The sequence below is a fragment of the Rossellomorea arthrocnemi genome, from assembly GCF_904424705.1.
GTDB classification, from domain to species: domain Bacteria; phylum Bacillota; class Bacilli; order Bacillales; family Bacillaceae_B; genus Rossellomorea; species Rossellomorea arthrocnemi.
On sequence record NZ_CAJGBF010000001.1, the window covers coordinates 248,740 to 274,476 of the forward strand.

General features: G+C 44.8%; 25 protein-coding genes. 6 read left to right on the forward strand and 19 right to left on the reverse strand.

All coding sequences use genetic code 11. From position 1 onward, the window contains the following. Nucleotides 1-74 precede the first annotated feature (74 nt). Nucleotides 75-785: a DUF421 domain-containing protein gene (locus BAA9072_RS01325; RefSeq protein ID WP_330999257.1), complete on the forward strand. Its 711-nt coding sequence runs from the start codon at nt 75-77 to the stop codon at nt 783-785. A gap of 278 nt (nt 786-1,063) precedes the next feature. Further along, a complete protein-coding gene (locus BAA9072_RS01330) occupies nt 1,064-1,579 on the forward strand; it encodes a DUF3231 family protein (protein WP_201712886.1) in 516 nt (171 codons plus the stop codon). 65 nt (nt 1,580-1,644) lie between these two features. Here BAA9072_RS01330 and BAA9072_RS01335 read toward each other — a convergent pair whose 3' ends face one another. The 17 genes from BAA9072_RS01335 to BAA9072_RS01415 form a co-directional block, all read right to left on the reverse strand. Then, entirely contained in the window at nt 1,645-2,484 is an 840-nt protein-coding gene (locus BAA9072_RS01335; RefSeq protein WP_201712887.1) for a manganese catalase family protein, read from the reverse strand. Nucleotides 2,485-2,598: 114 nt separating this feature from the next. Next, nucleotides 2,599-3,732 (reverse strand): zinc-dependent alcohol dehydrogenase, encoded by a 1,134-nt coding sequence (locus BAA9072_RS01340; protein ID WP_201712888.1) that lies wholly within the window; start codon nt 3,730-3,732, stop codon nt 2,599-2,601. A gap of 21 nt (nt 3,733-3,753) precedes the next feature. Continuing rightward, nucleotides 3,754-4,377 (reverse strand): DUF421 domain-containing protein, encoded by a 624-nt coding sequence (locus BAA9072_RS01345; RefSeq protein WP_201712889.1) that lies wholly within the window; start codon nt 4,375-4,377, stop codon nt 3,754-3,756. A gap of 107 nt (nt 4,378-4,484) precedes the next feature. Next, nucleotides 4,485-5,327 (reverse strand): MBL fold metallo-hydrolase, encoded by an 843-nt coding sequence (locus BAA9072_RS01350; RefSeq protein WP_230980714.1) that lies wholly within the window; start codon nt 5,325-5,327, stop codon nt 4,485-4,487. Next, nucleotides 5,324-6,520 (reverse strand): MFS transporter, encoded by a 1,197-nt coding sequence (locus tag BAA9072_RS01355; protein ID WP_201713181.1) that lies wholly within the window; start codon nt 6,518-6,520, stop codon nt 5,324-5,326. The genes BAA9072_RS01350 and BAA9072_RS01355 overlap by 4 nt, the downstream gene beginning before the upstream one ends. Nucleotides 6,521-6,907: 387 nt before the next feature. Continuing rightward, the gene (locus BAA9072_RS01360) at nt 6,908-7,756 is read right to left on the reverse strand and encodes an SDR family oxidoreductase (protein WP_201712890.1); all 849 of its coding nucleotides are present in this window, start codon (nt 7,754-7,756) and stop codon (nt 6,908-6,910) included. Beyond that, the gene (gene uxuA, locus BAA9072_RS01365) at nt 7,756-8,826 is read right to left on the reverse strand and encodes a mannonate dehydratase (RefSeq protein ID WP_201712891.1); all 1,071 of its coding nucleotides are present in this window, start codon (nt 8,824-8,826) and stop codon (nt 7,756-7,758) included. Before uxuA ends, BAA9072_RS01360 begins: the two co-directional genes overlap by 1 nt. 18 nt (nt 8,827-8,844) lie before the next feature. After that, the gene (locus BAA9072_RS01370) at nt 8,845-9,504 is read right to left on the reverse strand and encodes a bifunctional 4-hydroxy-2-oxoglutarate aldolase/2-dehydro-3-deoxy-phosphogluconate aldolase (RefSeq protein WP_330999253.1); all 660 of its coding nucleotides are present in this window, start codon (nt 9,502-9,504) and stop codon (nt 8,845-8,847) included. A gap of 58 nt (nt 9,505-9,562) precedes the next feature. After that, the gene (locus BAA9072_RS01375) at nt 9,563-10,582 is read right to left on the reverse strand and encodes a zinc-binding alcohol dehydrogenase family protein (protein ID WP_201712892.1); all 1,020 of its coding nucleotides are present in this window, start codon (nt 10,580-10,582) and stop codon (nt 9,563-9,565) included. Nucleotides 10,583-10,619: 37 nt separating this feature from the next. Then, entirely contained in the window at nt 10,620-11,894 is a 1,275-nt protein-coding gene (locus BAA9072_RS01380) for a TRAP transporter large permease (RefSeq protein WP_201712893.1), read from the reverse strand. Then, nucleotides 11,894-12,370 carry a TRAP transporter small permease gene (locus tag BAA9072_RS01385; RefSeq protein WP_201712894.1) on the reverse strand — a complete coding sequence of 159 codons (477 nt, stop codon included), beginning with the start codon at nt 12,368-12,370 and terminating at the stop codon, nt 11,894-11,896. The genes BAA9072_RS01380 and BAA9072_RS01385 overlap by 1 nt, the downstream gene beginning before the upstream one ends. 70 nt (nt 12,371-12,440) lie before the next feature. Beyond that, nucleotides 12,441-13,436: a TRAP transporter substrate-binding protein gene (locus BAA9072_RS01390; protein WP_201712895.1), complete on the reverse strand. Its 996-nt coding sequence runs from the start codon at nt 13,434-13,436 to the stop codon at nt 12,441-12,443. Nucleotides 13,437-13,547: 111 nt separating this feature from the next. Beyond that, on the reverse strand, nt 13,548-14,564 hold the full coding sequence (gene allD, locus BAA9072_RS01395; RefSeq protein WP_201712896.1) for an ureidoglycolate dehydrogenase: 1,017 nt from the start codon (nt 14,562-14,564) through the stop codon (nt 13,548-13,550). Between the two features lie 38 nt (nt 14,565-14,602). Next, the gene (hxlB, locus tag BAA9072_RS01400) at nt 14,603-15,148 is read right to left on the reverse strand and encodes a 6-phospho-3-hexuloisomerase (protein WP_230980715.1); all 546 of its coding nucleotides are present in this window, start codon (nt 15,146-15,148) and stop codon (nt 14,603-14,605) included. 19 nt (nt 15,149-15,167) lie between these two features. Beyond that, entirely contained in the window at nt 15,168-16,118 is a 951-nt protein-coding gene (locus BAA9072_RS01405; protein WP_060673705.1) for a sugar kinase, read from the reverse strand. Between the two features lie 29 nt (nt 16,119-16,147). Next, nucleotides 16,148-17,152, reverse strand: coding sequence for a LacI family DNA-binding transcriptional regulator (locus BAA9072_RS01410; RefSeq protein WP_201712897.1), 1,005 nt, complete (start codon nt 17,150-17,152; stop codon nt 16,148-16,150). 275 nt (nt 17,153-17,427) lie between these two features. After that, complete coding sequence (locus BAA9072_RS01415) at nt 17,428-18,846, reverse strand: YfcC family protein (RefSeq protein WP_201712898.1); 1,419 nt, start codon at nt 18,844-18,846, stop codon at nt 17,428-17,430. Nucleotides 18,847-18,964: 118 nt separating this feature from the next. Between BAA9072_RS01415 and BAA9072_RS01420 the strand changes: the two genes are divergently transcribed. The 3 genes from BAA9072_RS01420 to menC are packed head-to-tail and all read left to right on the forward strand — an operon-like array spanning nt 18,965 to nt 22,055. Continuing rightward, nucleotides 18,965-19,762, forward strand: a complete 798-nt coding sequence (locus tag BAA9072_RS01420) for a MurR/RpiR family transcriptional regulator (RefSeq protein WP_201712899.1) — start codon at nt 18,965-18,967, stop codon at nt 19,760-19,762. A 14-nt stretch (nt 19,763-19,776) separates the two neighbouring features. Beyond that, entirely contained in the window at nt 19,777-20,907 is a 1,131-nt protein-coding gene (locus BAA9072_RS01425; RefSeq protein WP_408015197.1) for a M20 peptidase aminoacylase family protein, read from the forward strand. A 2-nt stretch (nt 20,908-20,909) separates the two neighbouring features. After that, entirely contained in the window at nt 20,910-22,055 is a 1,146-nt protein-coding gene (gene menC, locus BAA9072_RS01430; protein WP_201712901.1) for an o-succinylbenzoate synthase, read from the forward strand. Nucleotides 22,056-22,059: 4 nt separating this feature from the next. Here menC and BAA9072_RS01435 read toward each other — a convergent pair whose 3' ends face one another. Then, on the reverse strand, nt 22,060-22,275 hold the full coding sequence (locus BAA9072_RS01435) for a hypothetical protein (protein ID WP_201712902.1): 216 nt from the start codon (nt 22,273-22,275) through the stop codon (nt 22,060-22,062). Nucleotides 22,276-22,509: 234 nt separating this feature from the next. Between BAA9072_RS01435 and BAA9072_RS01440 the strand changes: the two genes are divergently transcribed. After that, nucleotides 22,510-24,222: an NAD-dependent malic enzyme gene (locus BAA9072_RS01440; protein WP_201712903.1), complete on the forward strand. Its 1,713-nt coding sequence runs from the start codon at nt 22,510-22,512 to the stop codon at nt 24,220-24,222. A gap of 408 nt (nt 24,223-24,630) precedes the next feature. Here the strand turns inward: BAA9072_RS01440 and BAA9072_RS01445 are convergent, their stop codons facing one another. Beyond that, nucleotides 24,631-25,734, reverse strand: coding sequence for a 5-methyltetrahydropteroyltriglutamate--homocysteine S-methyltransferase (locus tag BAA9072_RS01445; RefSeq protein ID WP_201712904.1), 1,104 nt, complete (start codon nt 25,732-25,734; stop codon nt 24,631-24,633). Nucleotides 25,735-25,737: the final 3 nt, after the last annotated feature.

The following is a 25,737-nucleotide window of genomic DNA, read 5'->3' on the forward strand; positions in this document are numbered from 1 at the left end:
CCTATGTAAAATATATGGCATGATATTGTGCATCCTATTAAAGTACCGTCAAAAATGATGGAGATAAATTGGAGGTGTATCCATTGACGATTCTCGAGCTTTCTATCAGACTCATTCTTTCCTTTATCCTTTTGCTGTCCCTTACCCGCTTCATGGGAAGGAAAGAAATTTCCCAAATGACCTTCTTTAACTTTGTATCAGCGATTGCACTCGGGACCTTGGGAGCATCACTTGCCATCGATTCAACAATCAGTGTCCGGAACGGAGTGCTTGCATTAGGGGGATGGACCATTTTCACAGTGGTAATGGGGTTTATTGATCTTAAATCGAAAGGATTCAGAAAGGCCGTCGAGGGGATCCCCAGGGTTGTGATTCGAAAAGGGGAAATCATGGATGCCGAGCTGCGCAAAGTACGACTGGATCTTGATGCTCTGAACGTCCTGTTAAGAAAGAAAAATGTCTTTTCCCTTACGGAAGTGGACTACGCCATATTTGAAACAGATGGTACTCTCTCTGTTATGAAAAAAGAGAAGCATCAACCACTTACAAAAGGGGATAAACAGACTTATCCTCTCAGTCCAAGCAGCCAGATTGCTATCCCCACCCCGTTGATTGAAGATGGAAAGTTAGTGATGAAGAATTTACGGGAGCTAAACTTGGATGAACACTGGGTGAAGGCACAGTTAACCTCCCTTGGCATCCCTGAAGTCTCTGATGTTTTCTATGGAGAAATCCAGAAGGACGGAACTCTCGCGGTGGACCCTTATAACGATGTCATCAACTGACAGGGCAGTTGAATACACTGAAACATGCCTATTACACAGGCATGTTTCCATCCCTTCCCCATTTAAAAAAAGAACCCATACCTACTAGGTTATGAGATCTTCTGAAGTCTTGCCAGACTTGAGCTTAGTTTTCATTCTCCAAATCAAAATTATACTAACTAAACATGAATTTTTACAATCGAATACATACTTTCTTGATCAAATGGGGAAATTATTCATTGTGCTCGTACAATCGTTTTGAAAGGTGGCACACCAAAATGACATTCAGGAGGATGATTATGGGTATTTTAAGTGGAAATCCGCAAGAAGAACCGTTGCATTACGGGGAAGTATTTGGAGCATGGAACTATCTGTTAACGGCTAAAGCCACGGTTGCAGGATATCAGATGCAGCTCAATCATGCCGGTGATGATGATTTAAAAAAATTACTTAAAGACAGTATAGAAGGCGGGCAAGAAGAAATTAAACAAGTAGAGAAACTGTTGAAGGAAAATGGGATTGGATTACCTCCAACTCCTCCAGAGCCGCCACATGCCTGCCTGGATGACATCCCGACAGGTGCACGTATGCCTGACCCTTCTATAGCAGCAGCTTTGTCCGTTAATATTGCTTCAGGCTTAGTCGCTTGCAGTATGATCATGGGACAAAGCATCCGTGAAGATGTGGCCATGATGTTTGGTCAATTTCATATGCAAAAAGCCCAAATGGGAGCTAAAGTACTTAAATTAAATAAAGAAAAGGGATGGCTGATCCCTCCACCCCTTCACAAAAACAAAAACGAACATTGTGAGTAAACGTTGAAAGATGGAAAGATTCTCAGGCTGCTGTGACATTCCAGTATATTGAGAATCTTTTTTTGTTATTTCATCATTGGGGGCATCGGCACGGTGTCATGTACATATTTAGGGGCCGGGGATAGTTTAGGCTTTGATCCAAATGGGCCAGGTTCACTGACATACTCGAAATTTGCTTTTCCGTCCATACTCGGTCCGCTCGCCCATCGTCCCTCTGCACTCGCTTCCCCTCTGGACAGGTTATACAGGTCGTAAGAAACAGCCTGTTTCTCAAGTTCCCGCGGGAACGTCGTCGGTACGACAATATCCCCTTCGCGCTCTTCAAGTTCCGCGATCGCTGCTGCCCATTGATTCTGGTGTGCTGTGTCACGGGCGATCAGGAAGGAAAGTGTGTCACGGACACCCGGGTCATCACTCAGCTCATACAGCCTCACTGCCTGCAAACGACCCATGGATTCTGCCGTTAAGTTGGCTCGGAAATCTGCCAGGAGATTCCCACTCGCACCGATATAAGATGCTGTCCACCGGTTTCCGACACTGTCCACTGGCATGGCCCCCAAACCGCTTACAATCACATGCTGGGGATTCATTCCACCCATTGCAGCGGCGAGTACCGGATTACTCTTATACATCGCTTCCTGTTCAGATACGGGTGCTCCGTCAAGCAGGCGGGCAATGAGGGTAGCCAGTAATTCTACATGGGCGATTTCCTCCGTCCCGATGTCCAGGCACAAATCACGGAACTTCTTGTCAGCACGCCCGTTGAATCCCTGGAATAAGTATTGCATCATCACCGAAATCTCCCCATATTGTCCACCTAAAATTTCTTGTAACTGCTTTGCATATGCCGGATTTGGCCGGCAGGGTTTCGCCTCATATTGTAGCTCTTTAATATGATAAAACACAGTCTCTTCATCTCCTCTTACGATCTCTTTTCCACAACACCCTTCCACTTTATGTAAACGTCATGTGTCCCGTGAACAAAAAGAAGAAGGGACATTCATCCCTCCTTCTTACCGTTATGGCTTCAAAATCACTTTAATGCAGTCGTCTTCTTTTTGATTAAAAAGCTGATACCCTTTTTCCGCTTCCTCAAGTTTCAATGTATGGGTGATGATGGATGTGGAGTCGATTTCCCCTTTGACAATTTGATCATAAAGGGGTTCCATATAGGCTCTTGCGGGTGCCTGTCCCATTTTCAATGTAATGTTCCGGGCAAAGAATGCCCCGAGTGGGAACATATTGTAAAGACCGCCGTAGACCCCGGTCAATTGAACGGTTCCACACTTCCGCACGGCTTTGGTAGCAATCTGGATCGGACCGATCGTACCTCCCTGCAGCTTCAGTTTCTGTTCCATATATTCAAGGGGTGATTTCTTCCCGTCCATCCCGACGCAATCAATGACTACATCAGCTCCACCCTTGGTCAACTCTTTCAACGTTTCCCCCATATCATCGTATTGGGTGAAGTCAAAGGTTTCCGTATGGTTCATTTTCTTTGAGTGACGCAAGCGGTAATCGAAATAATCAACTGCGATGACTCTCTCGGCACCTTTTTTCCAGGCAAACTGCTGTGCCATCAAGCCGACAGGCCCACATCCGAGTACAATGACCGTATCCCCTTTTTTCACCCCTGCATGTTCGACACTCCAGTAGGCTGTAGGAAGGACATCCGATAATAAGAGAAGCTCTTCATCCTCCAATTCACAATTCTCCGGTACTAAAAAGGGGGTATAGTTCCCGTACGGAACCCGTAGATATTCCGCTTGTCCACCGGGATAATTACCGAACTTCTCCGAATAACCGAACAATCCTCCTGAGTCGTAATGGGGATTGGAATGATCACATTGGCTCTCCAAATGGTTATGACAATACTGACAAGTCCCGCACGCCACAGTGAAAGGGATGATGACGCGGTCACCTTTTTTCACTTTCGTTACATCCTTGCCGACTTCCTCCACGATTCCCATTGGCTCATGTCCGATGACATATCCGATCGGGAGGGGGAAATTCCCCTGATAAAGATGCAAATCGGATCCACAGATGGCCGTTGAGGTTATGTTCACAATGACGTCTTGTGAATCTTGAATCCCCGGATCTTTTACTTTTTTGACGGCTACGGAATTCTTTCCTTGATAGGTGACTGCTTTCATACGTTTCCTCCTTATGCTGTACTACTGAAGATGTTTTGGGGGAGGAGTGAGGGAACCATTCTCCTTGACCTCTTTAAATATGTCTTCCCCTCCCATTTCCGGACTGACGGGTCTAGTTGTAGTGGGTGGGACTCCGAGCATATTGATCAGTCTTTGTACCTGTGCCTGAAGCTGTTCGAAATCCTTCTTCGTTACAGGCTTTGCACCCGGCATTAGTTCCACTCCGACTTGTCCATTCGGTTCAAGGGTCGCCCATTTCACATCTGATAATTTACTGACTCCCTGTTGCCTTAGTTTCATTTCAAGTTGATCGACGGTCATGCGTAACTTTTTAAAGTTTTTTTCATCCAGGACGCCATTTTCCATCAGGATTTTTGATTTCCCTGTAATAAACTGCTCGACACGATCGGATTTCACCTGCAGATATTCCATGACCATGAGGGTAAGAACGAGAATCAGACCCACGCCAATCGTGGTCCAAATATTCTTTCCAGCTACCGGTTGAATGAGTAATGATCCGATTCCGATCATGATGACCGTCTGCGCTAACGTCATCTGGGATATGGACTTTCTCCCGGCGACCCGTAACAATAACGTACCTGCCAATACGATGAGAACAGCTTTCCAAATCCAGTCTAAATCCATTTAAATCAGCCCTTTCTATCGGTAAAAACCCTCTTCTGGTGAAGAGGGAAAAAGGTTTATATATGTTTAAGTTCCCCTGTCGAAATCATATTATTCAACTAATACCGTTATTGCTGGTTTCTGTTAGCCGGTAAAGCAATCTCTTCAAAACGTTCAAGCAGTTGGCTTAACGCTTCTTGGAGCTCTTTTCCAGCCATCGCCTCTCCATGCCCGGTAACAGCTACCTGGGGATTGAGCTGAATCAAAGTGGCGACTGAATGTTTAGCCGCTTTCCAATCCATCGTAAAATACTTCGGAGGTCCGCTGATTTCTTTCTTTTGAAGTACAACTCTGTATAGTGATTCCTGCTTCACTGTGACAAAGGCGTCCCCTGCGATCAACGCACCATCCGACTTCCGATAAAGGGATATATGCCCTGTTGTATGGCCAGGTGTATGGACCCATTTCCACCCAGTCATAAACGGCACTTCCTCATTTGCCGGAAGTGGTTCAAGCCTTTCAGAGACATCAATTCCGTGATGTGGATAGATTGGGGACAACTCGCTCACCAATCCACCATCCACCGTTGGATCCCCCTTCGGATAATCCCGCTCACCATTCAGATAAGGAATTTCCAATTCATGGGCATAAACGGGAACGTCCCATTCCTCTATTAGCGGCTCCAGGGAACCGACATGGTCAAAATGGCCATGGGTCAACACAATCGCCCGGGGTTTACCCGAATGACCGAACCGTTCTTCAGCTGCTTCCATTATCTTATTCTTGGAGTGGGGCATCCCACAATCAATCAAGACCCATTCCTTGCTTCCAGGGATCCCGTAGAAGCAGACGTTTACGATTTGATTGGTCCAATAGTACAGATCTTCACTTACTTCCACCCCTGTCCCACTGTTGACGCTATAGAAAGGGAGATGTGTATCAGAGAAATCGCTGTCCAAATGTTTCATCATTTTATTCCTCCATCTGTCGTAGAAGTGGATGATTTTTCAGATTGGATAAAAAACAGGACGAGCAAAAACATCAATATACCAAGGATTCCCGCTCCGATGAGACTTGCATTCAACAGCGACTTCATCACTACGGCCATCAACGGCGGGCCGGCAGCGACTCCGATAAAACGGGACGAACTGTAGAAGGAAGAGATCGTTCCCCTCTCCTCTTTTTCAATGTTTTCGGTTATCAATGCATCCATTGTAGGGAGCAGGGCACCGATGGAAAGACCAAGGAAACTGGTAACAGTCAAGAGAAGAACCAATCGCTGATCAACAAATCCTATCAAAGAGACACTGACGCTCATCAGGATCAAACTGACTGTCATGATCACCTTCATGACTTTTAACTCCCCTTTTATCTTCCTGCCGGTAATAAAAGAAGCGATGCACAGAGCCAATAACGGAATAGCGAGAACAAATCCTTTTTTCACTCCATACAGACCATGCGTTTTCTCCAATGAATCAGATAAGAAAAACAAGACCGCAAACAAAACGAGCATAATGTAGATCCCCACAAGAAATACAGTAAAAATCCATTTCCCCTCCTGCTTAAAGATCTTCTTCGTACTCTTGATAAATTCTGAGAGTGCAACCGGATCTTCCTTCTTCTTCGGAACTTTAATGAAAAAGAGGACCAGGACAATGGAAATTAAACTAAATACAGATATAGAGAAAAACGGAAGATACCATAAATAAGCAGCAAACAGTGCTCCTAATATGGGACTTAACACCTTACCAAATGTGTTGGACGTTTCAATCAATCCAAGACAGGTACTCGTCTTTTCATCATCATCTTTATACAAATCACCCACCAATGGTAAAATGATCGGAGCCGCACCTGCAGCACCAATCCCCTGAAGGACACGCCCTATAATGATCCAAGTAAAAGGATCCTCCATCTTCCATGAAGCATAGCCTGCGACAAGACCGCCGATTAACGCAATGAGTAAGCTTGGGAGGATGACCACCTTCCTACCGAAGCGATCCGACAAATAACCAGCCACCGGAATCAGAAAGATCGACGCAATCGAATAACTTGTAATAATCATGCTGGTCTGGAAAGAAGTGATCCCCACCTCTTTTTCAAAAATCGGCAGTACAGGAATCAGCATGGAGTTCCCCAACGTCATTACCAATGGGATGGACGCCATACTGACCACGCACCAATTACTTACCTTCTCACATTGTTCCTTCAACCCAATCACCCTTCTAATTTCACTTTACTAATAACTAAGTATGCGGATTTTCCAAGGAGAGCATCCAAATAAATTTTTGAATAAAAACCAATATAAGGAAATGCGGATCAAACCTTTTCTTCTAAAGGTATACTTCGCATAAATCGCATGCTTTATTCTTATACTAATTCAAATCAGAGAGGTGATAGTACTACATGGATGCAAGGGAAGCACGGGGACGGTTCTGCTGCTTCCTATTTGAGCATTTTGGAATCGGGAGAATGGCCCAACTAAAAAAGAGTGCCGGAATACCCGGACACCCTCGTTTCACCATATTGAAAATCATATCAATTTACCCATTCATTAAACCCCGGAATAAGACATAAACCCGCCATCCACAGGAACGGTAATACCCGTTACAAATCCGGCTGTTTCCTCATCCACGAGCCATAGCAGTGTACCCAATAGGTCTTCTGGTTTACCGAATCTGCGCATAGGGGTGTGGGTAATGATTTTGTTTGATCTCTCTGTCAAGCTGCCATCTTTATGTGTTAATAACGCCTTATTTTGCTCCGTCAGAAAGAATCCTGGAGCAATGGCGTTGATTCTTATACCTGAGTCGGCCATGTGAACAGCAAGCCATTTGGTAAAGTTGTCGATTGCTGCTTTCGCTGCACTATAGGCAGGCACCTTCGTCATCGGGGAAGGTGAACTCATGGATGACATATTAATGACGACTGCACCTTTACGATTCATCATGTTCTTGGCAAATACCTGAGTGGGGATGAGTGTACCAAGAATATTTAAATCAAAGACAAATCCGAATCCTTCTTGAGATAAGTCAAAGAAGGACGTCACATCCTCTTTTTCCAGATCTTCAATGTTTAATGTTTCGGTAGACGTAGTGCCTCGGGGATGATTTCCCCCTGCACCATTGATAAGGATGTCACAAATCCCCAATTGTTCCCTGATCTCTTTTTCTGCTTGCTTTACATTTTCCACATTAAGGACATCACAGGCGACCGAGATCGCTTCGCCGCCTGTCTCTCTGATTTCCTTGGCAACCTCTTCTCCTTTTTCCGCCGTTCGGTTCAGGATGGCCACCTTCACACCTTGTCTCGCCAGTTCCTTCGCCATCGAGCTGCAAAGAACCCCGCTTCCTCCAGTTACGACAGCCACTTTCCCCTTCAGGTTATCATGCAGTGGAAGCATTAGGCATCCCTCCCGGCACGTTCTAATGTATCCCATATTCCCCATAGGTACATAATTCCCATTCCCCGGTCATAAAGTCCATAGCCCGGTCTGCATTCTTCTCCCCAGATATGTCTTCCATGATCAGGTCTTGCATAGCCGGTAAATCCTTTTTCATGGTAGGCTTTCATGATTTCCAGAATATCGACAGAGCCATCATTTGATCGGTGGGAGGTCTCAATGAAATCACCATTCTCGTATACCTTTACGTTTCGGATATGGGCAAAGGGGATTCGATCGGAGAACTCCCTGACCATTTCTGCCACCCGATTATCCGGATTGGCCCCAAGGGATCCACTGCACAGTGTCACTCCATTGGAAGGGCTATCGACAAGTGAAAGGACTCGTCTAATGTTTTCCCTATTGGTGATGATCCTTGGCAATCCAAATATGGAGAAAGGGGGATCGTCAGGATGGATGCCCATTTTAATGTCATTCTCTTCAGCAACCGGGATGATCTCTTTCAAGAAGTATTCTAGGTTGCCGAAGAGATCTTCTTCCGTTACGTTTTGATACGCTTCAAACAATTCCTTCAGCTTCGACAGCCTTTCGGGTTCCCACCCGGGCATGGTGAAGGAAGAATTCGTTGAAATCTTATCTGCCAATTCGAATGGATCCATATCCTCCACTTTGGCTTTTTCGAAAAATAAAGCAGTCGACCCGTCTTCCATTTCCTTGAATAATTCGGTTCTTGTCCAGTCAAAGACGGGCATGAAATTATAGCAGATCACTTTAACACCGGCAGCAGCCAGTTTTATGATCGTTCTTTTATAGTTTTCAATGTATGTGTCACGTGAAGGCAACCCGAGTTTAATATCTTCATGGACGTTCACACTTTCTACCACATCGATATTCAGTCCATTTCGTTCAGCGCCGTTTTTTACTTCTTCAATTTTTTCCTCAGGCCATTCCTCTCCTGCGGGAACATCATGCAGTGCCCAGACGATTCCTTCAACTCCGGGTATTTGCTTGATGTGCTCAAGAGAAATGCTGTCATTTCCTTCTCCATACCATCTGAATGTCATTTTCATGGATTGAACCCCCTTTTCCTATGTATAAAGTTTCGTCCCTCTTGCTTCTCTCACAATCTCACAATATTGTTTTGAAAGCTTTGTCACCTCATCATAGTTTCCAAGAGACGCAGGCTTTGTGAGGTCACTTCCGATTCCGATGGCGACTGCCCCACTATGGATCCACTCCGCTGCATTTTGCAGGTTCACCCCGCCCGTAGGCATTACAGAGACTTGCGGAAGCGGTCCTTTAATCGATTTGATGATGGAAGGTGCGTACGTATTCCCTGGAAACAACTTGACAACATCCACACCACATTCCATCGCCGTTTTCATCTCGGTAATGGTCATACATCCCGGCATATATGGAATTCCATATCGATTACAAAGTTTCGCCGTTTCAGTGTCAAAGCAAGGACTGACAATATATTCAGCTCCAGCCAATATGGCGATTCTTGCCGTTTCACTATCAAGGACACTTCCTGCTCCAAGGATAAGCTCTTCCGGTCTAAACGTACCTTTCAGAGAACGAATAACCTCTTCCGCCCCGGGGACTGTAAAGGTTACTTCAATGGCACTGATTCCCCCTTGTATACAAGCACTCGATATTCTTTCTGCATCGCTTTTATTTTCTGCACGTACAACGGCTACTACTCCAGACTCTAGCATTCGGTTTAATATATCGATTTTTTTAATCATCGTTTGTTACGTAAGATAACGTAACTTCCCCTCCTTCATTTGAAGTCTTTTTTTACGATTATTCGAATGAAATGACCACTTTCCTGACTTCCTGGGGAGAAGTCTCTATTAACTGAATCGCTTCATGGATCTGTTCCAGTGGAAATACATGAGTGACCATTCCGTCGGTGTCCAGTGTCTTGTCATTAAACATTTCAATGACCCCCGGAAATTGATTCGTTTGCAGTCTGGAGCCTGTGATCGTGACTTCCTTTTTAGTAATGGGGAGCTGGGTGATTTGTGACGGTCTTTCATCAAACCCGAGGACAACCACCCGGCCCGCTGCTGATGCCACTTCAATTGACTGTTCAAACGTTTGTGGCAGGCATACCGCATCGATAACGACATTTGCACCTTCCTGCTTTGTGATCTCCATGACTTCTTCTAATACATTCGTCCGGGAGGCGTCAATCGTATAATCCGCCCCCCATTCCTTTGCAAATCCAAGCCGGTTCTCATTTAAATCACTGATGATCACAGTGGCACCTTTCGTTTTAGCGACTTTCAGGCAACAAAGTCCGATTGGTCCTGCCCCCATAATAAAGACAGTATCACCTGAGCGGACATCCCCCCGCCAGTTGGCCTGTGCTCCGATCGTGAACGGTTCGACCAGGACGGACTCTTTCCAGTCCAGCTCATCGTTCACTTTGTGGACCAGCTTTTGCGGCATCACCATATATTCCTGCATACCCCCGTCGCGGTGGACACCGTACACTTCCAAATTGCTGCATACATTGCCTCTTCCTGACCGGCACGCATAGCAATGTCCACATGGTTGAATAGGCTCTATGACGACTTTATCTCCTACCGAAATCCCAACTACGCCTTCCCCGACAGCGTCCACTTCTCCTGTGACTTCATGACCGATGACTCTCGGCAGCGTGGCAAGGGGATTGGTTCCGTGATAAATGTGAATATCCGATCCGCATATTCCGACCATTTTCACTTTGATCAGTACATCCTCTTTCCCTGTGATGACCGGCTTATCTCTTTCCACAATGTTCAGCTGATGTGGTCCGGTGACTTGAACAGCTTTCATCGATTAGCAACTCCCTTTCATGTAAAGACTGATTCCTCTACTTAAATAAACTTGGTAAGAACAGAGTGATTTGAGGAACGAAGGCGACCAGCAACAGTACGACGAGACTTGCCCCTAAGAATGGCAGAAGTGCCTTGGACGTTTTCCCGATAGATACTTTTCCGATACTGGAGGCAACGAATAGGCACACACCAACGGGCGGCGTTGATAGTCCGATGACCAGATTCAGCACCATCATAACCCCGAAATGAACCGGGTCCATTCCAACACTCGAAGCGACCGGTAATAATACAGGGAATAAAATGACTAGCGCTGCGATCGTTTCCATGAACGTTCCGACAAAAAGCAGCAGTAAGTTAATTAATAGAATGACGACAATTGGATTCTCTGAAACTCCGAGAATTCCATCCGCTACTAGAATCGGAATCTGCTCACTTACAAGGATCCAGCCGAACAGATTGGCAAATCCGACGAGAAACATAATGGACGCCGTGCTGACCATGGAATCGAGCAGAATTTTAGGGAGATCTTTCAACTTGAGCTCTTTATAGACGAACATTCCGACTACCAATGCATACACAACGGCTACAATCGATGCTTCTGTCGGGGTGAAGTATCCGCCAAGGATTCCGAATAAAATGACCAGTGTCATGAGCAAGGCCCAGAAAGCACCCGTGAACGATTTAGCGATGACACGGATGGGCTGCCGTTTTCCTTTAGGGTATTTCCGTTTCACGGATATAACATATGTGACCGCCATTAAACTGAGCCCCAGAAGGACCCCTGGAACGGCACCCGCCAAGAAGAGATCTCCGATTGACACGCTTGCAAGTGTCCCTACAATGATCATAGGGAGAGATGGCGGGATAATTGGTCCCACTGTAGAAGATGACGATGTGACGGCTGCAGAGAAGTCGGCATCATAGCCCTCTTTTTTCATCGCCGGAATCATCACGGCCCCGATACTTGCCGTATCCGCCAGGGCTGTACCCGAAATGCCGGCAAATCCCATGGAAGACCCTACATTTGCTAAGCCAAGCCCTCCTCTGATATGACCGACGAAATTATTGGTGAAGCCGATAATTCTCTCCGTGATTCCCCCTGCATTCATTAAGTTACCTGCAAGGATAAATCCAGGTATACATAACAATACGAAAGAATTCAGACCTGCAAACATTTTCTGAGGGACGATGGAAAGAGGAATGTCAGCCATAAGCAGATAAATGATTGAGGAGATCCCCAAGCTGAAAGCGATGGGAACACTGATAAAAATTAAGATTAAAAATGAAATAAATAGAATGACTGCTAACATCAGCTTTCACTCCTTTCCTTCGGACTGATGAATACGTTGATAACGTGAAAGAGTGCATAAATCGCGATAAAAACGAAAGAAATCGCGATGCTTGCATGGATGACCGACATATCCACTGCCATCGTTGCGGATGTCTGTCCTTTCCCGACTTCAATGAATGTATACCCGTGATAGGCAATGACGAAGGAAAGAACGACAACGACTAAGTAAATGAAGGCTTCGTAATATTCTTGTACCTTTTGAGGCAATAACCCCGTTAAGATATCGACACTGATGAATTCTTTATTTTTCAAGGCAAGTGGTGCCCCAAATGAAATCGAATAGATAAACAGGAACCTGGTCAATTCTTCTGTCCAAACGGCTGTGTATGGCAAGTAACGGGAAAGGATTTGGATCAGCACCACGACAATCACACCAAGAAACGATAAGATCGTGGCGGCTTCCAGCGTCCTCGTAAGGATATTTGTCCCTTTCACTCATCCCCACTCCTTTCTTAAAAGAAGGCATATGCTTCACATCGAACGTTTCACATATGCCTCTCATGGTTTATTCCACTGCTAATATTTCTTCATATAATTTGTACTGTTCGTCCGTTAAGCTCTCTTTGATGGCCGGTTTCATCGCTTCTCGGAAGGCATCCTGATCGACTTCGTTGAATTTCATGCCTTCATCCTTCAGCTTCTTTTCATACTCTTTGATTTCTTTGTCAAAGAGATCTTCGCCGAATGCTTGCGCTTCCTTGGCAGCCTCTTTAACAGCTTTTTTATTTTCATCACTTAAAGCTTCGAATTGCTTGTTTCCAACCAGGATATAAATCCACGAATACACATGTTCGGTTTCATTTACATATTTTTGCACTTCATACAATCCACCGCTGTGAATAAGGTCGACGGGATTTTCCTGGCCGTCGATTACATTTTGCTGCAATCCTGTAAATACTTCATTAAAGTCCATGACTTGTGGCTTGGCTCCCGCCGCTTTCCATGCATCCAGGAATAGCGGAACATTCGGAACACGCATGCTGAATCCTTTAAGATCCTCAGGAGTGCTGATCGGTTTATTGGATGTTAAGTTCCGAGGTGCACGAGTATGGTAATACAGTGGCGTTAAGCCTACCTTTTCTTTGATCTCTTCTTCAATCTCCTTACCGATGTCCCCTTCCACCACTTTTTGTAAGTGATCCGCATCTCTGAATGCGTATGGAACCGCCATTAATGCAGCCTTCGGAGACCAGTTCGCCATCGTTTCCCCTGAAATGACCAAGTCGGCCGTTCCTGCCTTGATGCTATTGATCGTATCTGTTTCCCCGCCTAATTGATTACTTGGATAAACAGTGATTTCAATCTGGCCGTCAGTCTTTTCTTTCACTAAATCTGCAAACTCCAAAGCTGTTTTATGCCAAATATGATTTTCATCCGCCAAATGTCCAAATTTCCATTTAATCTTCTTCTCTCCGCCGCTTCCTGAAGATGATTCAGACCCGCAAGCTGAAAGTAGTAAAATGATTGCCGTAAACATGGCCATCCATTTAAGTTTTTTCATTATCGTTTCCCCCTTGTATTTGATTTCCGCCGTGAAACTTACACGTAAAAGAGTTATTTCTTCCCCTGGAAATTCCCCTCTCTTAAATCACTCCTTTCAAGAATATATGGTTCATTGTTCTGACTGTAAGTAGTGGTAAACGGTGTCCGGAATCGGAACTCCTTCTTCCAGGTACTTTTCTTCCATTAACTGTTCAGGCTCTCCCGGCACGAATACCTGCTTGAATCCCTCTGCCGGTTTGACCTGGTGAATTTCCTCAATCATCCCGTCCATTCCATTCAGGAAATCTTCTTCATTCGTAAAAAAGGAGGGATTGATGGCACAAACATAGTGACCCAGTTTCCTATATTTGTTGTAATCACCATACATTTTCGAAATATGTGGTCCAAAGGCTGCTCCGGCTAATAATCCTGAGAAGATATCGACCACCATTCCTAATCCGTACCCTTTTGGTCCTGCAAAAGGGGTTAAAGCGTTTACTTTATGGGGGTCTGTGGTAGAGCTTCCGTCTTCATCGACTCCCCATCCGTCTGGGATGGCTGTCCCCGCTTCCCTTGCATAAAGGATTTTCCCGAGAGCAACGTTACTTGTAGCCATATCTAAAATGACCGGTTTATGGTGTTTTGCAGGGAATCCATATGCGATGGGATTCGTCCCCAGAAAGGGCTCTGCCCCGCCAAAGGGCACCACGATCTTATCTGTATGCGTCATGGCTACGCCAATCAGTCCTTGCTGTGCTGCCTGTTGGACAAAATAGGATAGTGCCCCACAATGGCTGCTGTTTGTGACCGTGATCATGGCGATTCCGTTCTGCTTTGCCAGTTTAATAGCTTCTTCCATCGCGTTCTTTGCTACTACATGACCGAGACCGTCATCCCCGTTATAGATACCTGAACAAGGGCCGGTCTGTTCAAAGGAGAAGGCAGGCTTCTTATTCAATCCACCCTCATCCAGCCTTCTGACATAGTGTTCCGTCCTTAGTACACCATGGGAACGGACGCCCCTGAGATCTGCATGTACCAGGACATCGGCAACTGTTTCTGCCTGTTGTAAAGAAAGCCCGGCGCCAACAAGTTTAGCTCCTGCCAATTCCTTCAGTTCCTCATGTGATACGTTTACTTCTCCCATTATCCTCACCACCATTTTGTAGAATAAAATATCACTTGCTATTCCATATTCGCATGCCTTTTTAACAGATCATGATGACGATTCTTCCCTTCTAAAAGGGCAAGGATGATGGCATCCATCAGCAGATGCGCGCTTTGGTCGAATTGGCTTCCAAGGGGTTGGATGGTGGCAGGCTCTTCCTCTCTTCGGTGTTTCGTAGCAGCCGGTATCACCAGTGTTCCATCCGTCCATAACCTATGTTGTGCAGAAGCGGTCATTAAAAAGGTATAAGCATCTGTTTCTTTCGCCTTAGTGAAATGAGTGGCAAGGGAAGTCGACGTACCCGATGCACTGATCCCGATCAGGAGGTCACCTTTCCCGATACTCGGTGTAACCGTCTCACCAATGACGTACACATTGTATCCACAGTGCATGAGTCTCATGGCAAATGCCTTCCCCATTAACCCCGAACGTCCCTCTCCATAAAGAAAGATGCGTCTTGCACCGTTGATCTTCTTCACAAGATCCTCTGTTTCTTCTATATCAATCGCATGCAGCACGAGTGAATTCTCATGAAGGACCGTTTCAATCAGCTTCTTCATCATCCATCAAGCTCCCCTTTCATCAGCGGTCGATAAACTCTTTCTCCCCAAGTTGAATACGTACATCCTCAAGATAAGGGAGACCTTCATTATCCCCTGAAACACTGACCACCATAGAGCCGATTGTATTGGCAAACCTCAGGATCTTCTCCAACGGCCATCCCTGCAGAACACCATATAGAAAGCCTGCATCGAAGCCGTCACCCGCTCCTACAGTGTCCACCACTTTTCTGGGGGGGACAGGATCTGAATGGATGAATTCACCCTTGTGGTATCCAACAGAACCTTCAGCTCCTTTTTTCAAAGCAATGTAGGAAATGCCGAAGAGCTTCGACTTTTCAATGATTTCCTTCTCGTCTCTAGTATCAAACAGTAGTTCAGCCTCCTCTACGCCCGTCAGTAAAATATCTACAAAAGGAAGGAATTCTGATAAAACTTCTTTCGCCCTCTGTTTGCTCCACAATTTCAAACGGATATTCGGATCGAAGGAGACGAGGACTCCATTCCGCTTCGCCAATGTGATGGCATGCTTAATGACGTCAACATTCTTTTCATCGATTGCTGGAAAAACACCTGTTATATGTAACACTTTCGAATGGGCAATATAGGACTCTTCCAGACTATCAGGCGTCAGCGTCAGCGTAGGGGAATTCAGCCTGTAGTAGAACGTCCTGCCCGCTCCATCTTCCAGTACTTCTTTGAAATTGACCGAGGTCGGATATCCTTCCACCAGCTTCAGCTGGGAAGTATCGATCCCTTCTCCCCTTACAAAGTGCTGGATGTAGCGGCCAAATTCATCGTTCCCCAATCGGCTGATCCACCCCGTATCCAGCCCCAGCCTTGCACAGCCGATGGCGACGTTCAATTCCGCTCCCCCTACATTTCGTTCAAATGAATGAACAAACCGCATCGGTCCTTTTGATGTCGGATTCATTGTAATCATGGCGTCACCAATGGTAATGACCTCTTTCATAGTGCCAACCCCCTCTTTCGTGATTGTTTTCAGCATGATTGCCGAATCATTAGTTCCGGCTGAAATCGATAAATTTGCTTCTCTTCGATAAAGTCCGGGTCTTTAATCTTATTCAGTAATAATTCGGCAGCCTGTTTTCCCATTTCGTATGTCGGCTGAGCGATCGTTGTCAACTCCGGTGTGAACAAGCTGGCAAATGATACATCATCAATCCCGATCAGAGCTAAATCGGTCGGCATGTTTATACCATTTGACTTTATGTACCTTAAGATCTCGATTAACGTTAAGTCATTCCCGGCAATTAAAGCCTCGGGCGGTTCATCAGATGAAAGCATGTCATGAAGACCATCCTGTATCCATTCAAGTTCTAACGATTTGATATGCTCTTCCCGGACCGGAATCCCGTTGTCTTTTAACGTTTTCCTAAAGCCATTAATCCGTTCCACCCGTGGTGTTACATGTCTTTGTAAAGATGTCGTCATGATGCCGATTCGTCCATACCCTTTTTCTACAAAATGATCAACTGCGATTTTTACAGCGCTTTCATTATCAAGCATGATGGATGACGTTTTCAGATTTTCCACAATCCGATCGACAAACACCAGGGGATAGTTTTCACTGACCATTCTGTTGTAAAGATCAACATTCCCGCCTGTGGGGAATATGATCAGACCGTCCACTTGTTTGGCTCTCAGCATTTCGATGTATTTTCTTTCCTTCTCAGGGTTATCGTCTGCATTACAGACAATGATGTGGAAGCCTTGTTCATTGCAGATGTCTTCCACAGCACGAATCGTTTGGGTCGAAAAGGTGTGCAGAATATTGGCGACGATCACCCCAATGGTAGAAGTCGATTTCTGCTTTAAACTTCTGGCAACAATATTAGGGTGATAGCCTAATTCTTCAATTGCCTCCTTGATCCGCTCCTTTGTCTTCGGGGCCATATAATCATAGCGCTTATTCAAATACTGTGAGACTGTGCTTTTGGAGACCTCTGCCTGTTGGGCCACATCTGAAATCGTAATTTTTTTCATACACTCTACTCCAAATCCTTTTTACTAAATCGGTTTAGTAATAAAGGAAAAATTTTTGACTATACCTTCGTACTTATTGACTTCAAGCGAGTAAAACGGTTTACTAAATCGGTTTAGTTATTAATTGTTTTCAATTATAAGAAAAATGAAAGCGTTTTACAATAGGTTTTTTGAATTTTTTAAAATATTTAAACAAAAAAGACGCAGGAATGCTTCTCCCCCATGATTTGTGGAAAAGCATTCCTACGTCTTCATTCATTTTGTTGTCTATAGTCTTAAAACGGTCCCCAATTCATCATGACTCCAATCGTTAAAAAGATAGAACCCAACACAATCCATATGAACAATAAAGGCAACATAAACCGTATCCATTTCGTCCAGGATATCCCTGCTATCGCCAGGTTTGCCATGAGTATTCCTGATGTCGGTGTGATCGTATTGGTAAACCCATCGCCCATTTTATAGGCTTGAACCGCCACTTGCCGGGGAATTTCCATTAAGTCTGCAAGAGGTGTCATAATGGGCATGACGATTACAGCTTGTCCACTGCCCGACGAAACAAGGATATTGAAGATTAAATTGGCTACGAACATAACCAATGCCCCGATCACACTGGTGAAAGGAGTCATCATGGTGGCCATCCCTTCGACGACGGTATCAAGAATCCTGCCATCTTCCAGGATCACGACGATGGAACGGGCCATTCCGATAATCAACGCTCCGTAAACTAAGCCTTTTGCACCCTCGAAGAATTCGGAAACAAGTTTATTCGGACTCATTTTGGCAATGATGGCTGTACCTGCAGCGATAATCAAGAAGATGGCGGCCATTTCATTCAATGACCATTTATACTGAAACACACCGAAGACATAAATACCAATTCCAACAACCAACCAGGCAAGAACAAGCTTGTGGAGTCCCGTTACTTCCTGCTTCTCCGAGACTTCTTCCTTTTGATCAACCTTTGGAAATGGCGTCTTCCCTAACACGCTTTTTGAAGGATCATGCTTAATTTTCTTAGCATACCAGGCCACATACGTAACGGTAGAAATTAAAATAGCGAGATAAATAACAATTCGGTAGCCGATTCCAGAAAACAATGGAAGCTGTGCGATTTGCTGAGCCGTTCCTGTAGTCAGGGGATCAAGGAAGGCAGTGTTGAAGCCTGCATAAGCCCCTAAATAAATGATGGAAACCCCGACGATAGCATCAAGCTTCATGGAACGGGCAAGGATGATTCCAATGGGTATGAATGCAATGACAGCATTCACTATGATACCCAGCGCTCCAAAAATAGAGAACAGGATGCTGACACCCGCAATCAATAGTAATTCTTTATTCCTTGTCTTTTCAATCGTTTTGAGGATGAGTGCATCAATCGCTCCGGTTGATTCAATGACTGCGAATGCCCCTCCAATGATCAATACTAAGAAAATCAGGGGTGCAGAGCTAATCATGCCTTCTTGTATGGCCAAGAATACATCCATCAAGGTGGCAGGAGATGACTCTACATGTTGATAGCTATCCGGAACCACCATCGTAATACCGTCCACTTCTTCTCTGGAGAACTCTCCGGCGGGGATGATATAAGTCATGATTGCAATAAATACGAGTATCCCAAACAAGATGACATAAGCATCGGGGATCCCCCACTTCCGTTTCTTTTCTTTTGACGTGACAGTTTGAACTTCCATCGATTTCCGCCTCCTATCCTTAATCTTCTGAATATTCTGTTGACTAACACCATAATAAATCATACAATTTAATTTAACAACAATAAATTATAAACTTTATTTCACTGGAGATTTGATTATGGCCTATTTAGAAAACACTCAGAAAAACTATCATCACTTAACAAAAGGGCTTAAAAAGGTGGCGGAATCCTTACGCACAAACCCGGTTCTCTTTGCAACCCATCCTGCGAAAAAAACGGCAGAAATCATTGATGTCAGTGAGACCATGGTCATCCGCTTTTGCAAAGCAATCGGATATGCAGGCTACGGGGAATTACAAAAGGATGTTCAACAGAGCCTATTATCTTTAAAACCTCCCAAAAGGGAACACGGTCATGAACAAGTGAATTCTTTCGAACGAATCATGCAATCCGATGAGGATAACATCCATCAGGCATCCCTCAACATTGATTGGCAAGTGGCCAAACAAATCGTTGATTGCCTCGTTCAATCCAAGTCCACCACTATAGTCGGGTATTACCACTCCTTTTCCTATGCGCACTGGTTCTATTTCCTGCTGCATCATTTACTTGATCATACTTCCCTTTATCGACCGGAAACGGATATTGGGTTTACGGGTAAAGGAAAAGATCAGACGATCATCATCTTTTCCTATTACCGATATGCCTTAGAAGGGATCCGACTTGCAAAGGAGGCTAAAGAAAACGGGAACACGATTGTCATTATCACAGACTCCAAGCTTTCCCCCATTGCTGAATATGGTGATTACGTTCTTACCATTCATTCTGCAAAGAAATCAATACTCGAAAAAGGCCCCATCACGTTTTCAGTGTTAAATGCTTTGCTTTTACACATCGCTCAGAAAACGGGAAAAATGGACTTTGTCAATCCAGCCAACACCTATTATATAAAGTGAGAGGAGAACGTATGATGAACGCACCCTTTAAAGAAAAGATCCAAGATACCTTTGAGTACCTCCATGCCAACCCTGAAATAAGCTGGGAAGAAACGAACACCACCACCTATATCCAAGACAGGCTAAAAAAAGCCGGCTGCCGTGTACAAACGTTCGAAGATTGCACAGGAGTCATTGGAGATTATGGAAACTTCAGTGGAGATGTTCCTGTAATTGGAATACGGGCAGATATCGATGCCCTATGGCAAAAAGTCGACGGTGAGCTGCAAGCAAATCACTCCTGCGGTCATGATGCCCATATGACCATGGTCCTTGGGGTTCTGTGGAAAATTCGTGAGGATGAAAATCTAAAAGACAACATTGGCATCCGCTTTATCTTTCAACCAGCAGAGGAAGTCGGGGCAGGTGCCCTGAAGATGGTCGAAAAAGGAGCGGCGGATGAAATCGATTACTTATATGGGATTCATCTGCGCCCTATTCAGGAGACGGCGAACGGCTTCGCCTCACCCTCGATCCTCCACGGGGCGACAGGCTCATTAGCATTTGACATAAAAGGGGATGATGCTCATGGAGCCCGCCCTCACCTGACTCACAATGCCATTGAAATTGGGAATCATATCCTTAATGCCTTAAATACCATTCATTTAAATCCAAGCATCGCCCATTCCATCAAAGTAACTAAATTTCAAGCTGGAGGAAAGAACCTTAACATTATTCCAGGCAGTGCCTCAATTGGACTTGACCTCCGTTCCCAAACCAATGAGCTCATGAAAGAATTGCACGAGAGAGTGATCGAAATCCTTCATACTACCAGTGAATTATATAGTGTCCCTATTGAAGTGACCAAGGATTACGGGATAGCTGCGGCAGAAGTGAGTGAAGAAGCACAGGAATATGCACACAGGGCAATCGTGAATGTATTAGGAGAAGAGAAAGTAGATCCGCCACTCGTGACTCCAGGCGGCGATGACTTCCATTTCTACACGATAAAAAAACCTCAACTTAAAGCCACTATGGTTGGGCTTGGCTGTGATCTGCAACCGGGACTCCACCATCCCGATATGGAATTTGAAAAAGATTCCTTGTTTAATGGCATCGAGATTTTGACTGAAATTGTAAAACTCCATTCCAGGAAGGATGGGTAAAAATGAAGCCTGTTTTCATTAAAGAAGTCATTCTTCACAGAATTAACGTTTCTCTGAAATCTCCCTTCACCACAAGTTTCGGAACCATGCAGACAAAAGAGGTTTGTCTGGTAGAGGTAGTTGATGAATGTGGTTTATCCGGTTGGGGAGAAACCGTCACAAGTGACGAGCCATACTATAATGAAGAAACGACCCAAACGGCGTTATACATTTTAAAGGACTTCCTCATTCCAAAATTGATTAAGAAGGAGATCAGCCATCCCAAGGAAGTCCACCACATGCTTTCATTCGTACGGAGGCATCAAATCGCTAAAGCTTCCATTGAAACGGCCATTTGGGACGTCTTTAGTAAGAAGAACCATAAACCCTTATGTGAAGTCCTCGGGGGACTGCAGAAAAAGGTGGCAGTTGGAAAAAGCATTGGAATACAGAATTCCCCTGAAGAACTTGTCTCTAAAGTCTCTCAATACGTGCATGAAGGCTTTCAAAAGATCAAAATAAAAATCGCCCCCGGTGCAGACATAGAGTATATCAGGAAAGTCAGGGAAGCATTCCCCGACATCCATTTAATGGCCGATGCCAATTCAGCTTATTCACTTGAAAACATAGAGCACTTGAAGCAACTAGATCAATATAATCTACTCATGATCGAGCAGCCCCTCGCCCATGATGACATCATTGATCACAGTGTTCTACAGGGAGAAATGTCCACCCCGATCTGCCTTGATGAAAGCATCCACAGCTATGAAGACGCCCGAAAGGCCATCGAACTGGGCAGTTGTAAAATCATCAATATTAAAATGGGCCGCGTAGGTGGACTACAGGAATCCATTCGAATTCATGACTTATGCAAAGACCACAACATCCCCGTATGGTGCGGCGGCATGCTTGAAACAGGTATCGGGAGGTCCCATAACCTTCACATGACAACACTCTCTAACTTTACCATTCCCGGTGACACCGCCCCTTCTTCCCACTACTGGAAAGAAGACATCATTACAGAAGATATCGTCATGGAGGATGGCTACATTCAGGTACCATCCGGAAACGGGATAGGTGCAGAAATAAACAGAGCTGCTCTGCAAGAAAGACTGATCCGTTCTGAATCGGTCGTCAGTGATTATTCTGTGCATCCGATACCAAGCTAGTATTCTACAGAGAATGAACCTCTGTCTCAAAATAAGGATTAGTCCCCAGAAGGCGGGTGGTGGAAAGATTCTTCCACCATCCGCCTTCTATATTTTTATAAAAAAAGTACCGCAGTCCTCCTTCCTTACTTATTTTAGCCATTTGACTGGATCCTACTTCCAGGACGATTCCCCACTGAACTCCCCGAATACCATTGCCGACTGCCCCTTCGTACGTCAAGCCAAGGAGAACTTCTCTTTTTCCTCATCGATCGTAGTCCCCCTCCCCTTTTTTAATTTACAAAACGATTAACAAAACTTTCAAAAGCTATGAAAACGGTTTAGATAGGAATATCATGGACAAGGAATTCACTTATATAGTACATAACCAAGAAGAATTAGGTAGACATTAAAACCATTCATACATAAGAAGAAAGTGATTAGATAGGCTAATGAATAGAAAGAAGGCAGATGAATGAACATACCAGAGAATATCATCATTACAACATTGAAAGGAAAAGAGATTCTCTCCAATCCTTTTTTGAATAAAGGAACAGCTTTTACAAAAGAGGAAAGGGATGATCTTGGACTCGACGGACTGCTTCCTTCTCAAGTCCTCACCCTTGACGAACAAGTGAAGAGAGTCTATGAGCAATATTCGATGCGTACCACGAATTTATTTAAAAACGGTCTCCTTTATGATTTGTATAACCGGAATGTGGTTCTGTTTTACCGGTTATTAAAGGAACACCTGGCTGAAATGCTCCCGATCATTTATACACCTACCGTTGGAGAAGCAATCAAATCCTACTCTCACAGCTACCGCAGGCCTGGTGGCTTATATCTTTCTATCGAAGAACCCGAAGGCATTGAAAAAGCCTTTCATAACCTCGGACATGCTAAGAATGACATTGATTTAATCGTTGTAACCGATTCTGAAAGCATACTGGGTATCGGAGACCAGGGAGTGGGGGGAATTAATATTGCGATAGGAAAGCTTGCTGTCTACACAGCGGCAGCCGGCATTGATCCAAGCCGTGTGCTGCCGGTGGTTCTGGACGTTGGTACGAACAATCAGGAATTGGTTGCAGATCCCATCTATATCGGAAACAAATTCGGCCGTGTGCGCGGTGATCGTTATGACGAATTTATCGACTTATTCATTCATACCGCACGTAAATTCTATCCGGAAGTTCTTCTTCATTGGGAAGACCTTGGCAATGTGAATGCGCGTATGATCATGGAGAAATACGGAGAAAGAATTCTCACCTTCAATGATGACATCCAAGGAACAGGAGCTGTTACCCTTGCTGCCGTCATGTCTGCGATGAAAGTAACGGGATCCTCTGTGAAGGACCAGCGGATTATAGTCTTCGGACCAGGAGCAGCCGGGATCGGCAATGCTGACCAAATGGCAGATGCAATGGTTCTTGAGGGGCTGACAAGAGAAGAAGCATGTGAGCGTTTCTGGGCGATTGATTACCGTGGATTACTGACAGATGAAACGCAGGATGTCTTTACATTCCAGAAGCCGTATGTACGGAAGGCGGAAGAAGTGAAAGGCTGGAATCGAAACAAGGATGGAATCATTTCATTAAAAGAAGTGATCGAGAAAGTGAAGCCCACCATCCTTATTGGTACTTCCGGTCAGGCAGGCGCCTTCACTGAGGATATAGTGAAAGAAATGACTAAGCACGTTGAGCGCCCCATCATCATGCCAATGTCCAACCCGACAGCTTTGGCTGAAGCAGTACCTGAAAACCTGATCAAATGGACAGCCGGTAAAGCGTTAATTGCCACGGGGAGCCCATTTGCCAATGTAGAATACAATGGTATCTCGTATGAAATCGGACAGTCCAATAACGCATTTGTATTCCCCGGACTGGGACTTGGCGCCATTGTGACAAAAGCTGAAATCATTTCCAAGGGGATGTTCACAGCTGCCGCTAATGCAGTAGCCAAAATGTGTGACAGCAGCACACCAGGGGCATCACTGCTCCCATCCATTGAGAAATTACATGCGGTATCTATCGGGGTAGCGGTTGAGGTAGCGAAGGCAGCAATCGAAGAAGGCGTAGCCAGAACTGAAATAACGAATATAGAAAAAGCAGTGGTGGATGCGGTTTGGGAGCCTGAGTACAAAGTAATAAGGAATATCGGTAACTGGACTAGCCTAAACCATGAATAATGGAATTCAGCAAACAAAGAGGCTGGGACATAACTAAATCTATACATTCTAAAGAGGAACAATAAGATCACGTGTTACACCGCTGCCCGATTCCATTCAAAACTTCGCTTTCCTCGGGCGGAAGGCGAGCCTATTCCGCTTTTCCCGCAGGAGTCTTCGTCTTGCACTCCAATCAACAGCTAGAACCTGCTTAATACATGGATTAATTTTTAGTACTAAAAATTTAAAATCCGAACGAGTTAGATTTTCATCAAATCACTCGTTCGGATTTTTCTTTATCTGAAATCCTTTTGTCCCAGCCTCTCCTTGCTGTATGAGAGCCCACGTTAAATAGAATTCTTCCCGCTCTTCCTTTTATAACTCCTTTGGTGCGTCATGAAACGATCAACCAAAGGCTGTTTGTCCATCTTATCCCCAAATTTCTTTTGATACATCCACAATATATTTCAGCTTCGCCCATTGCTCTTCCTCGGTTAAAATATTCCCATGATGAGTCGAGGCAAATCCACATTGGGGGCTGATACATAGTTGCTCCAGAGGTACATATTGAGTTGCTTCTTCTACACGTGCTTTAATGTTTTCTTTCTCTTCCAATGTACCGTGCTTCGAAGTGAACACCCCAAGCACTACCCGGGGACCTCCATCTGGTATGTAATCCAAAGGTTTAAAATCTCCCGAGCGTTCATCATCGTATTCCAGGAAAAATCCGTTCACTCGTTCTTCGGCAAATAGGGTTGGGGCAATTTTAGCGTAGCTGCCTTCAAAAGCCCATTTTGAACGGTAGTTTCCCCGGCAGAGGTGGGTCGTCACAATTAAATCTTCCGGTTTATCTTCCAATACACTGTTCACCACGTGTAAAGCTAGGTCAATCAGTTCCTGACGGGAATAACCGCTGTCATTGAAAGGAATTTCAGGTGCATTCAGACCGGCAATATACACATCATCAAATTGCAAATAGCGGCAGCCTGCATCATAAAATGCTTGAACAGCCTCGCGGTAGGTTTGAATCACATCAGTTGCAAAGTCATGGATATCCGGATAAATGTCGAGGTTGCGGATTCCGGCGTTAAATAATTGATTCGGGCTCGGAATGGTCTGTTTGGGAATCGCACGTTCGGCAACAATCTCTTTAAACTCGATAAAATCCTTTACATGAGGATGATCGGGGTTAAAGGAAAGTTTTCCGTTAATACGCACATCGTATCTTTCTGTTTCCTCGCCTTTAAACTGGAAACCATTCTCCGGAACATACCCTTCTACACCGTTTAAGTGTTCGAGGAAATCGGTATGCCAGAATCTGCGGCGGAATTCACCATCTGTAACAGCCTGCAGTCCCACTTCAATTTGCTTGTCTACAATTCTTTTAATCTCCTGAGTTTCAATGTCATGCAGTTCCCGGGGAGAAAGCGCTCCTTCCTGAAACTCCTTTCTTGCCTGATGAATTCTATCAGGTCGTAATAAGCTTCCTACGTGATCTGCTCTAAATGGTGCTGCTACCAACGTCTTTGTCATGTT